General features: G+C 32.6%; 11 protein-coding genes. 5 read left to right on the forward strand and 6 right to left on the reverse strand.

Annotation, left to right across the window (positions count from 1 at the left end; genetic code table 11):
• Positions 1 to 20: 20 nt before the first annotated feature.
• On the reverse strand, positions 21 to 1,829 hold the full coding sequence (locus EG358_RS12770; protein WP_076558666.1) for a hypothetical protein: 1,809 nt from the start codon (positions 1,827 to 1,829) through the stop codon (positions 21 to 23).
• 258 nt (positions 1,830 to 2,087) lie between these two features.
• Here EG358_RS12770 and EG358_RS12775 point away from each other — a divergent pair, with 258 nt between their 5' ends.
• Entirely contained in the window at positions 2,088 to 2,507 is a 420-nt protein-coding gene (locus EG358_RS12775) for a hypothetical protein (protein ID WP_076558668.1), read from the forward strand.
• Between the two features lie 57 nt (positions 2,508 to 2,564).
• Here EG358_RS12775 and EG358_RS12780 read toward each other — a convergent pair whose 3' ends face one another.
• Together EG358_RS12780 and EG358_RS12785 are read right to left on the reverse strand one after the other, a co-directional pair.
• Positions 2,565 to 3,272, reverse strand: coding sequence for a DUF421 domain-containing protein (locus EG358_RS12780; protein WP_076558669.1), 708 nt, complete (start codon positions 3,270 to 3,272; stop codon positions 2,565 to 2,567).
• Positions 3,273 to 3,573: 301 nt separating this feature from the next.
• Positions 3,574 to 3,894: a hypothetical protein gene (locus tag EG358_RS12785; protein ID WP_076558671.1), complete on the reverse strand. Its 321-nt coding sequence runs from the start codon at positions 3,892 to 3,894 to the stop codon at positions 3,574 to 3,576.
• Between the two features lie 327 nt (positions 3,895 to 4,221).
• Here EG358_RS12785 and EG358_RS12790 point away from each other — a divergent pair, with 327 nt between their 5' ends.
• Genes EG358_RS12790 through EG358_RS12805 form a run of 4 tightly spaced genes read left to right on the forward strand, consistent with a single transcriptional unit; the run spans position 4,222 to position 9,388 of the window.
• The gene (locus tag EG358_RS12790) at positions 4,222 to 5,700 is read left to right on the forward strand and encodes an ankyrin repeat domain-containing protein (protein ID WP_076558672.1); all 1,479 of its coding nucleotides are present in this window, start codon (positions 4,222 to 4,224) and stop codon (positions 5,698 to 5,700) included.
• 6 nt (positions 5,701 to 5,706) lie between these two features.
• Positions 5,707 to 6,192: a DUF2271 domain-containing protein gene (locus EG358_RS12795; protein ID WP_076558674.1), complete on the forward strand. Its 486-nt coding sequence runs from the start codon at positions 5,707 to 5,709 to the stop codon at positions 6,190 to 6,192.
• 14 nt (positions 6,193 to 6,206) lie between these two features.
• Positions 6,207 to 8,402 (forward strand): PepSY domain-containing protein, encoded by a 2,196-nt coding sequence (locus tag EG358_RS12800; RefSeq protein WP_076558675.1) that lies wholly within the window; start codon positions 6,207 to 6,209, stop codon positions 8,400 to 8,402.
• A gap of 11 nt (positions 8,403 to 8,413) precedes the next feature.
• Complete coding sequence (locus EG358_RS12805; RefSeq protein ID WP_076558677.1) at positions 8,414 to 9,388, forward strand: FAD:protein FMN transferase; 975 nt, start codon at positions 8,414 to 8,416, stop codon at positions 9,386 to 9,388.
• Between the two features lie 59 nt (positions 9,389 to 9,447).
• Here EG358_RS12805 and EG358_RS12810 read toward each other — a convergent pair whose 3' ends face one another.
• The 3 genes from EG358_RS12810 to EG358_RS12820 form a co-directional block, all read right to left on the reverse strand.
• On the reverse strand, positions 9,448 to 9,708 hold the full coding sequence (locus EG358_RS12810) for a SemiSWEET transporter (protein WP_076558842.1): 261 nt from the start codon (positions 9,706 to 9,708) through the stop codon (positions 9,448 to 9,450).
• A 10-nt stretch (positions 9,709 to 9,718) separates the two neighbouring features.
• Entirely contained in the window at positions 9,719 to 10,471 is a 753-nt protein-coding gene (locus tag EG358_RS12815) for an SDR family oxidoreductase (RefSeq protein WP_076558679.1), read from the reverse strand.
• Positions 10,472 to 10,604: 133 nt separating this feature from the next.
• A complete protein-coding gene (locus EG358_RS12820; protein ID WP_123890105.1) occupies positions 10,605 to 11,207 on the reverse strand; it encodes a hypothetical protein in 603 nt (200 codons plus the stop codon).
• Positions 11,208 to 11,248: the final 41 nt, after the last annotated feature.

An 11,248-nucleotide genomic window follows, 5' to 3' on the forward strand; every position in this document is an offset into this window, starting at 1 on the left:
TTCGGTCTTAGATATAAGGTTTATTTTAGCAATTCCGGGATTATAATTTGTTGTAAACCAGATTTAAAATCTTCTAACTGTTTTTTTATCTTTTCTTTTTGTGAGGAAAAGAAAGAGTTTTTCTCAAAAAGGTCTTCGTAATAATGTATTCCTTCTAAAAGATTAGATTTAAAAGTTTTCCATTTTTTAATTTGAGAATTATTGAGTTCTGCCGAAAAATTTAAAATTTCATTCCTTAAATGATCAACATACATTTTCAGTTCATTAATAAACATATTCGGTCGGTCGGTTTCAGGAAGAATATTTCCATTTCCATAAATATGCTGAATCATTTCCGAGAGAGAAACTTCTTTATCAAAATAAGCCAGATTCGGTCCCGGACAAACAACAACACCTTGTTTTTCACCTTTTATTTCAATTCCATTTTCTAAATATGCTGAATTTACCAAACCTACACAAAGACAGGCTTTATCAGTGATTTCTCTTTTTTTAGACTCAAATTGTTTCTGAGTAATTTCACCTTTTAAGGCTTCAAGATCCTTAAGTTTAATATCCTGATATTTTTTTGAAGCTGTACAAATACCTTTTGGAGAATATTCTTTGCTTAATGCCAATAATTTTTTAGGACATGAGCTGCCAAATTTATTTTTGGCTTCTTTGTAGTGTTTTAATATTTCATTTGAAGTACCTTTTACCGTATTAAAAGGAACTCCCAAAGGCGAAATATTACTCAGATAATAATCATCTTGCTTCGATTGTGCCAAAAGATCACGCGTTTCACGATCTACTGAAGTCGCTTCGGGAACCAATAAAAAGGGCGAGCCCCAACCAATACTGTCAACCTCGTAATTTTCAAGAAGAAAATCATGTTCCTCAGAAGTTCCTACTCCACCCTGAGCGGTAATTTTCATTTCTAAAGGCTCAGCCGGAATATATTTTTCTTTCTGCTCCAGCGCTTTAATCATCAGAGAATGTGCTGAAGAAATCAATTCATTTTTCTTTAATCTAAATTCTTCCATGATCGGGCCAAGCAATAAACCTTCTGTTGCAAAAGCATGTCCGCCACAATTAAGTCCGGATTCAACTCTGTATTCTGAAACCCAAAGCCCTTTTTTAGCCAAAAAATTCCCCTGAATCATCGCAGAACGAAAGTCACTTACTTTAAGAATAATTTTCTTTTTTATATAATTATCAGAATCTGGAAAAAAGTCATTAAATTCTTCAATATAACTGTACAATCGGGGATTCATTCCAGCAGAAAGCACCATTGACGAAGCTATTTTACTTTGGGCAAACCCTCTGAGAGAAGCATGTGCATCATTGTAAATCACAGGAAGCTGCTTATTGTTGAGATAATTATCTTTATCAACTTTGGTCATAATATTGACATCAATACTTCCGGGAGTAAGATTTTTCTCAATAAAATTTTTAATATTTGAAGTAATAGAATCTTTCTGATTCAGTATATTCTGTAAACCACTTTTAAGCTCTGATGTATTAGGCAACATAGCCATGAAATTTTTCAGGGCATCGGTGTTTTTAGAAATTTCATCTTTAAAAGATTCAAATTTTTCTGTAACAATATCATCCATCATATCCAGATAATCTGTAATTCTTTTGGCTCTGTAATCTTCGGTTTTTGAAGAAATTCCAAAATAATTAAGATTAAATTTTTTACTGTAGAAATTTTTCATCTTCTCTACAATTTCGTCATCGATGATTGATATAACTGAAGAAATTCCGTACTGTGCAACACGAATCGGGCTGTCAATCGTGTAAGATAATCCCATGACAGGGATATGAAAACTGTGTAAAGGCTTATTAATCATTATTTTAAACAATAATATTTTACTTTCATGTTGATGAAAGCGATAATGATCTGAAAACCTGTATTCTCTACAAAAGTATATAATTAAGATAAGCTATGCAAAAAATAGTGAAGATGATATGAAGATGCAAGTGCAGACTATTGATTGAATATAATTTTTTTTATAAAATCAATCAAAGATTAGGTACCACATAAGTAATGTGAGGCATAGTATTTGCAACTTGTAGATTATACATAATTAATACCAGCACCCAATAATATGAAAGTTACAGACCTAAAAATTAAAAATCTTGTTGAATACAGAAATGAGATTTTTACAATAACAGAGATTTTTCAGAATGAAAGTGATTATTTTGTTAAGATTGAAAATGAAAATCACTCTCTTTCTGTACCTGCAGAGCAAATCAGCCCTATTCAGATTACAGAATATTGGCTAGAGAAATTTGGCTTCTTGAAAACATATGCTTCAGATGACCATATTATTCGTTACGAAAGACCCGAATCTTTCATTAAGTATGATATTGACTTAAACTCCAAGAAGATTTTTGAAGGTTTAAAAATTTATGGAAATTCGATAAGATGTAAATATATACACGAATTCCAAAATATCTTCTCTTGTCTTTTTGGTAAAGAAACTACAGTTTTTATGAAGAGCTCTTTTCACAAAGCTGCTGTTTAAGAACTGTTCGATTAAATTCAGATATTCAAAGATCCCCGGCTAAATGTCGGGGATTTTTTATGTTATTCTTATTTTATTAGAAGCCTCTACCCAATTGATTTTGCTGCAATTTTTACAGATTCCTGCATTCCCTTCTTCTTTTTTTTCGGTATAGCCACAAAATGTACAAGAAAAATAACCTTCTTTTTTGATATACCTTGTCGGATAATCCAAAGAATTCAACATAATAGGAAGCCCATATTTCACATCTTTATCTTCATAAAAGAAAACGCTGATCTCCCCGGAAACTTCTTCAATAGCAAACTCAATTTGACCTAAATGTGAAATTCCTTTCACTCTTAATTCTGCAAAAAACTCATCGCTGCCCAGATTTTCTTTTTTAAAGTTATCAATGGCAAAAACGCCGTGCTCAATAAGGCATAATGCTTTACCTTCAAATAAATTTTCTATTTTTTTGAATCTGCCTATTAATGCTGTAATTGTAGAATATAAAATGATGATTACCAAAAAAACAAGCATCGATGAAACAATTCCTACTTCTTTATAAAACATAGGATCACCTGCGGCAGAGCCTAAACCAATAATTACCACTAACTCGAAAATAGAAAGCTGTTTCACTCCTCTTTTTCCTAAAACACGGAGACTTACAATGATGGTAAGAAACATAATGATGGTTCGGAGAACTATTTCCAGGAGAAATCCCCAGTCTTCGGTACCTAAAAACAATTCTTTCCAGGTAAAGTTTAATAAAGTAGCTATAAGCATGATTTAATTTTAGATTCAGAGATTCAAAAAATACGCCACGGAAAAACTGAGATAAGCAAAACGCAAACCGGATTCTTTTAGATATTACCTTTTCGAAAAAAGCTCAACAATATAATTTTGTTGAGCATTATAATAAACAAATTATGCTTTAAAACGTAATTCTGAGAATCTTCAGGGTTTGTGGATTTCTCCGGACAGATAAAACAGCTTAAAATCATTTAAACAAGATAAACATCTAAAGCTGAATCGAAATGGAAGGTACATTGGAAAAAGCCAATCCCAGTGCTAACGATTGCTGATTTTAGTGATGTCTTGTTCCTTTTTGATGATATGAAACCTGTTGACTTGCATTGTAATTATCATTAAGATGTCGTTCATTAAAACCAGGTTCCACATGATTCTGAACAGGTACATTATTTTCTGGAGTTTCTAAACGTAATTTTCTTCCGTTTTTATAAACATCCCCTTCAGCAGTGCGATACATTTGATTTTCTTTATATTTATTTCCATCAGGTGCAGTAAATATTTGATTTTTGTTTGCTCTGTTTTTTCTTTTGTGGTTTAAAAAAACTAAAACTCCACCCGCTACAACTCCTAAAGCAATTTTTACTGAATTTTTCATATAATTAATATTTCTTCAGATAAAACAAAAGTATTGCCAATAATAACTGATGTGGTATCTCTAAATTTTTATTTAAAAAAAAGACTGTCAACTAAACATTGACAGTCTTAAAAAACTTGAGTTAAAAACATAGATACAAATATTGGATTGATACATCTATACTTCAAAAATATAAATATTGGTTTTATTTTTTTATGATCTAACGCATAAAAGCAATATGATGATATTAATCAACAATTAAAGGTCAAATTTTTACATAGATTTCTTTTTAACTCCGATAGGAAACACTAATTTTGCGTCTCATATTTAGAATAAATAAAAATAACAATGAAAAAGATACTTTATTCTGCTTTATTACTTTTTTCTGTAATAATCAGTGCTCAAAAAAACACATTATTACAAGCAGATTTCTGGAAATCTAAACCCAATGTTGAAAAAGTAAAGCAGGAAATTGCCAACGGAAACAATCCGTCTGAGTTCAACGGAAGTACTTTTGATGCAGTTTCTCTTTCACTTACCAATAAAGCTCCTCTGGAAACTGTAAAATTTCTTCTTGAACAAAAAGGAAATTCTGTAGATAAACTGACGCATGACGGTAGAATTTATCTTCACTGGGCTGCAATGGCTGGAAATCCGGAAATCATTGAATATTTTATTTCTAAAGGTTCTGATGTAAACAAATTAGATACGAAAGGTTTAACGCCTCTTGCATTTGCTGCTATGTTTGGTTTAAATGATCCTAAAGTTTATGAAACGTTTTTCAAGGCTGGCGTAGATCCCAAACATCAATATAAAAACGGAGCCAATATTTTACTTTTGGCCATAGGAAATGACAAAGACGGATCATTACAAAAACTATTCACCTCAAAAGGTCTATCTATTAAAGATACAGATGAAACAGGAGCAACTGCTTTTGACTATGCTGCAAGTTTCGGGAATATAGAACTTTTAAAATCATTAAAGAATCAGGGAGTAAAAGCTTCAGATAAAGCTTTGATTAATGCTGCTCAGGGAACAAGAGCCGTTACAAATCCGCTTTCTGTTTATCAATATTTAATTGGTGAAGTAAAACTGAATCCTTCTGCAACAAATGCAAACGGAGCAACCTCTTTACAGATTATTGCAAGAAAAAATAATCAAAAAGAAATCATCGATTATTTAATCAGCAAAGGAGTTGATGCCAATAAAGCCGACAGTGAAGGAAATAATGCATTAATCATCGCTTCAGGAGGGCGAGATCTTGAAAATGTAAAAGCAATTACAGCAAAAACTAAAAACATTAATGCTGTAAATTCTAATGGAGAATCTGCTTTAACACAGGCTATCCAAAGTGGTTCTGCGGAGATCGTTAACTTTTTAATTTCAAATAAAGCAGATGCAAAAATTGTTGATGCGAAAGGAAATAATTTAGCTTACTATTTAATTCAGTCTTACAGACCCGGACCACAAAAAGGAGCAGATGAATTTTCAGAAAAATTAAATATTCTTAAATCAAATAATGTAAATGTTACTGCTTCGCAAAAAGACGGTAATACACTACTCCATTTAGCGATTGCAAAAAACGATCTTAATCTTTTGAAAAAATTGAGCGATCTTAAAATAGATGTTAATTCTGCTAATAAAGAAAACATGACTCCACTTCACAAAGCGGCTTTGGTGGCAAAAGATGATCAGGTTTTGAAATATTTGGTTTCATTAGGTGCTAATAAGAGTATCAAAACAGAATTTGACGAAACTGCTTACGATCTTGCTTCAGAGAATGAAAGCTTAAAAAATAATAATGTATCAATAGACTTTTTAAAATAATATTATATGAAATATTTTAAAATTCAGGCTTTAGGAATTTTAATGGCACTATTTTGTTCAAGTTTTGCCAATGCTCAAGCTTCAAAATATAAATGTATGCTTCAGTTGACCAGTTATGGCGGTGAAGGAGCTTATGTTGTTGTGTCTTTAATCAATCCAAAAGGAGGTTATGAAAAGACGCTTTACATGATGGGACCCGATGCAAAATGGCACGATACATTGAAGGAATGGCATAAGTTTCAGAGCAAAAAGCCTGTAAAATTAAATGCAATTACCGGAGCTTCTGTAGCAGATGGAGACAGAAGTATTTCTACGTTTTCGATTGAAGATAAATATCTGAACAAAGGGTATAAAGTGCGTTTTGAAACCGCCGTAGAAGATAAAAAATACAATGTAGCCGATTTAGAAATTCCTTTCACAACAGATGCAATTATCAAAAAAACAGAAGGAAAAGGCGGATACATTAGATATGTAAAACTCAATAAGCTTTAAAAAAAAACCTGCAAATGACCTTATCAATTTGGAGGTATGCCCACTTAACTTTAGCAATACTGACTTTTTTATTCTTAATTGTAGCTTCTACCACGGGAATAATCTTAGCTTACGATGCTGCACAGGAAAAAACTCAGCCTTATCGCGTTGATGATTTCAGTAATATAAACCTTGCACAGTCTTTACCGGAGCTGCGCAAGGTTTTTCCGGAAATTACAGAGATCAGTGTTGATCATAATCAGTTTGTAACCCTTGAAGGAATAGATGATAATGGTGAAAATATCAAAGCATACATCGATCCTGTAACCGGAAAAATCCTGGGAAAACCGGTTGAGAAAAGTAAATTTATCAATTGGATAACCTCACTGCACCGATCTTTATTTTTAAAAGAAACCGGAAGATTTGCGGTGGGAGTTATTTCTTTTTTATTAATGATCATCAGTATTTCAGGGCTTATTTTGATTATCAAAAGACAAAACGGAATTAGACACTTCTTTTCTAAAATTAAAAAAGTTTTCTTCTCTCAATATTTTCATGTTGTTTCCGGTAGAATTTTATTGGTTCCTATATTTGTAATTTCTTTAACAGGAACTTATCTTTTTATGCATCGTTTTGAATTGATACCAAAAGGAAAAAATGAAAACATTGCTCATAAAATCACCAATTCTGAAACTCAGATAAAGTTAGCTGACTTCCCTATTTTTAAAGAAACAAAACTCAGTAAAGTCAAGAAAATAGAATTTCCTTTTATTGAAGATGATTCCGAAGAATTTTTTGTTTTAAAACTGAAAGACAGAGAAATTACCGTTAATCAAATTAATGGCGAAATTGTAAAAGAAGAAAAATATCCGCTGACTATTATTTATGAAAATCTTAGTCTTACACTTCATACAGGTCGTGGAAGCGTTGTTTGGTCAATCGTTTTAGGGCTTTCTTCCGTTGGAATTTTACTGTTTATCTATTCAGGTTTTGTCATTACTTTTAAGCGAACCAAAAATAAAATCAAAAATAAATACAAATCTGAAAATGCGGAAATTGTCATTTTTGTAGGTTCAGAAAATGGTTCGACTTTAGGTTTTGCCAATAAAATTCATTCTCAACTCTTATCAGACGGAAAAAAATCATTTATTACAGAGCTTAATCAATACAAATTTTATCCTAAAGCAGAGCAGTTTATCATTTTTACTTCAACTTATGGTTTGGGTGATGCTCCGACTAACGCTTCCAACTTTAAAAAACTTTTAAAAGAATTCCCTCAAAATCAAAGTGTAAAATATTCTGTAGTTGGTTTTGGATCAAAATCTTACGAAGATTTTTGTGGTTTTGCGATTGAAGTTGACCAGTTATTATCCGAACAAAACTGGGCAGAACCTCAACTTGAAATTTTTACAGTCAACGATAAATCAGCAGCAGAATTTACAGAATGGGCAAAGCAATGGAGCTATGAAACAATGATTCCTTTGGCAACTGCACCGTCTTTATACAGTGAAAAAGTTCCTTCTTTAAAAAGAATGAAAGTCATTGGAAAAAGTGAAATTGTTGATGAAGTAACTACTTTTAAAGTGATTTTAAAACCTAATTCTTTAGTGAAATTTAAGTCTGGAGATTTGCTGGCAATTTATCCTGAGAATGACCATAAAGAGAGATTCTATTCTATCGGAAAAGTAAATGGAGCCATTCAGTTGGTTGTAAAACTTCATGAAAATGGTATCGGTTCAGGATTTTTACATCGTTTAAATGAAAATCAGGAAATAAAAGCCAGGATTATTAAAAATTCCGAATTCCATTTTCCTAAAAAGGCTTCTGAAGTCATTATGATTGCCAATGGAACCGGAATTGCACCATTTTTAGGAATGATTGATGAACAAACCGGAAAAACAAAAACTCATTTGTATTGCGGTTTCAGAAAATCAAGCGAGCTGACTGTTAATTACGAATATTTTGCTCATGAAAACATTAAAAAAGGGAAATTAACGTCTTTTAATTTGGCATTTTCTAGAGAAGAAAAATCTCAATATGTAATGGATTTGGTTGAAAGAGATGCCGAATTGTTTACCAATTCATTAGAAAACGGAGGTTTCATCATGATTTGCGGAGCATTAAAAATGCAGCATGATGTGGAAGATACTTTAAGAAAGTTGTGCACCTTAAAAAATAAGGATTACGAAACTTACAAACTAAACGGACAGATTTTAACCGACTGTTATTAATTTTAAAACACATGAAGAGTCTGAAAAGTTTTTCTCATTTATTTCTGATCCTGCTTTCTTCATCAGTATTTTCCCAGGTTCAAAGAAGCAGATTGGTTACTTTAATGGGAAGTAAATTTGAAATTACTTTGGTAGATAAAGATTCTCTTTCAGCAGAAAAAAATATTGATAAATCTGTAAGCGAAATCCGTAGAATTGAAAATTTAATTTCAGAATGGAATCCGGAAACTCAAATTTCGGAGGTCAACAGAAATGCCGGAATAAAGCCTGTGAAAGTTGACGCAGAAGTTTTTGCTTTAACTGAAAAGGGAATTTATTTTTCTCAATTGACTGACGGAGCTTTTGACATCAGCATTGTCGCAATGGATAAAATCTGGAAATTTGATGATTCTATGAACGAGTTACCCTCTGAAGAATCAATCAGAAATTCGGTAAAAAATGTGGGATATCAAAATATTATTTTAGATAAAAGCAATTCGACTATTTTTCTGAAAAATAAAGGAATGAAAATAGGTTTTGGGTCGATAGGAAAAGGCTATGCAGCTGATAAAACCAGAGAATTGATGAAAAGTTTTGGAGTAAAAGCAGGCATCATCAATGCTTCAGGAGATATTTCAACCTGGGGCACACAGCCTGACGGAACACCTTGGGCGATTGGAATTAATAATCCATTTAGAGATGATACAATTGCAGCAGTCCTTTATTTAAAAGAGAATGCTGTTACCACTTCAGGAAGTTATGAAAAGTATGCCGAGATTAATGGAAAAAGATATTCCCACATCATGAATCCCAAAACGGGATATCCTTCAACCGGATTAACCAGCGTCACCGTTGTAGGTTCGAATGCAACAATGGCAAACGGCTTCAGTACTTCAATAATGGTTTTAGGAAGAAAGAAAGGTTTAAAACTAATAAAAAAGTTCCCCGATTATCAATATTTACTGATCACTGACGCAGGGAAAATTATAAAAAAGCTCACTGAATAGATATAAATATGCCATTCTAAATCCGGAATGGCATATTTATTTTTTCTCAGTGTAAAGTGTCAATTTTTATTTTTGTGAATAAAATAACTAATTAGTAGCGTAAGGTTAACGAGTACAGCAAAAGAATTCGACAAAATAATGGGTAGCTCGTTTTGCTCAAACCCATACCAAACCCACAGCGAAAGCCCTGTAATAAGAATAACAAGCATTAGCCAGGAAATATCTTCTACGTTTTTTGTTTTGAGAACTTTAATCAGCTGCGGCATTGATGCGATGGCGGTTAAAGCGCCTGCAATTAGCCCTAAAATTTCTACATCCATTTTTTTTAGTTTATCCGTTAAAGATAATTCCACCATTTGGATGTAAGACTTGTCCGGTCATTTGCGCAGAAGCATTGGTTGCCAGAAAAAGGTACGACGGCGCAATCTCTTCAGTGCTCGCATTTCTCTGCAAAGGTGGTTTATTTTGATCTTCCTCTTCTTCGCCAAATGTCTCTTTGGTAAGCGGTGTTGCAACTGGTCCGGGAGCCACGGCATTTACCCTTATTCCTTTCTGTTTTGCCTGTAACGCCAAAGATCTTGTAAAAGAAACAATAGCTCCTTTTGTCGCTGAGTAATCTAATAATTCTTCATGCCCCTGATAAGCGACTGCAGAGGTTGTGTTAATAATAGAACTTCCCTCTTTCAGGTATGGGAAAACAGCTTTTGTAAGAAGAATCATCCCGATAATATTTGAGTTAAAAGTAGTGCGAATATCCTCTTCCTTTAGCTTTGTAATATCATCATTTGGAAATTGAATTCCTGCGTTATTGACTAAAATATCAATACCACCCCACTTTTCTACTACTTTTGATGTTGTCTCCTGACAAAAACTATTATCATTAACATCTCCTTTAAAAATCATGCATTGGCGACCCAAATACTCAATTTCACTCTTTGTTTTTTCAGCATCTTCAACATCTGAGTGAAAAATAATAGCAATATGAGCGCCTTCTTCAGCAAAAAGTAAAGCTACTGATTTTCCTATCCCGCTATCTGCTCCGGTAATTAAAACTGTTTTACCATTAAGTTGTAATCTGTTCATATTTTTGTGGTTATGGTTTAAAATAAAATTCAGCATAAAATTATACACTGAATTTTTTTATTTCTTAACCACAGTAAAGCAAATTGTATGCTTTTATGATAGAAAACAATGATAAAATGAAAGATGTGGTATTTTATTTTAAATTGACCATCCCGTCTGAGAGCTGCTGCCATTGTATTTTTGATGCGCCAACCATTCCACCAAAAGCTATAAACATATTTTTTATACTGCTGATGATATCTGTATTTTGATTAGGTTTCTCATTTCTCCCGTAAATCGCCATTTTTATATAATCGGTACCTTTTGAAATTACAAACGTGGAAGTAGTGCACAGCGAATGGTAATGTACCGTTTTACCTGCAAATTCATTTCCTGGTAATTTTGAAGGACGGCATTGCATCATTAGGCGATTGGGATTACTTTTATCGATCATATCAATGCGTACCCATTGATAATCGGCTGATTCAGTTTTATTGCTTTCTGACAATAGAATTTTAATATAATCTCCTATTATAGGTGATCTTTGTACTGGGTTTCCCGAAGAATCACATAGCGTAAATGCTACATTAATTTCTTTACAATAAGATCCCCATTTATTTATTTCAAAGAAACGTTCTTTAAGTGCGTTATATTTTACTTCGGCTTCCTGTGCGTTTTGAATTTTTTGGATACTTTCGGTATCATGGAAACTGCCTTTTATCTGCAAAGGAATTCCAGGAACCCTCTTTGCCTTCATTGATTTTACCTGCATTAATTTATTATAGTATAATTTGTTGA

This window comes from Chryseobacterium indoltheticum, assembly GCF_003815915.1.
GTDB lineage: Bacteria > Bacteroidota > Bacteroidia > Flavobacteriales > Weeksellaceae > Chryseobacterium > Chryseobacterium indoltheticum.

Excerpts from the sequence above, each read along its gene's own strand:
- EG358_RS12770 (WP_076558666.1), bottom strand. The coding sequence starts at position 1,829 with ATGATTAATAAGCCTTTACACAGTTTTCATATCCCTGTCATGGGATTA.
- EG358_RS12775 (WP_076558668.1), top strand. The coding sequence starts at position 2,088 with ATGAAAGTTACAGACCTAAAAATTAAAAATCTTGTTGAATACAGAAAT.
- EG358_RS12780 (WP_076558669.1), bottom strand. The coding sequence starts at position 3,272 with ATGCTTATAGCTACTTTATTAAACTTTACCTGGAAAGAATTGTTTTTA.
- EG358_RS12785 (WP_076558671.1), bottom strand. The coding sequence starts at position 3,894 with ATGAAAAATTCAGTAAAAATTGCTTTAGGAGTTGTAGCGGGTGGAGTT.
- EG358_RS12790 (WP_076558672.1), top strand. The coding sequence starts at position 4,222 with ATGAAAAAGATACTTTATTCTGCTTTATTACTTTTTTCTGTAATAATC.
- EG358_RS12795 (WP_076558674.1), top strand. The coding sequence starts at position 5,707 with ATGAAATATTTTAAAATTCAGGCTTTAGGAATTTTAATGGCACTATTT.
- EG358_RS12800 (WP_076558675.1), top strand. The coding sequence starts at position 6,207 with ATGACCTTATCAATTTGGAGGTATGCCCACTTAACTTTAGCAATACTG.
- EG358_RS12805 (WP_076558677.1), top strand. The coding sequence starts at position 8,414 with ATGAAGAGTCTGAAAAGTTTTTCTCATTTATTTCTGATCCTGCTTTCT.
- EG358_RS12810 (WP_076558842.1), bottom strand. The coding sequence starts at position 9,708 with ATGGATGTAGAAATTTTAGGGCTAATTGCAGGCGCTTTAACCGCCATC.
- EG358_RS12815 (WP_076558679.1), bottom strand. The coding sequence starts at position 10,471 with ATGAACAGATTACAACTTAATGGTAAAACAGTTTTAATTACCGGAGCA.
- EG358_RS12820 (WP_123890105.1), bottom strand. The coding sequence starts at position 11,207 with ATGAAGGCAAAGAGGGTTCCTGGAATTCCTTTGCAGATAAAAGGCAGT.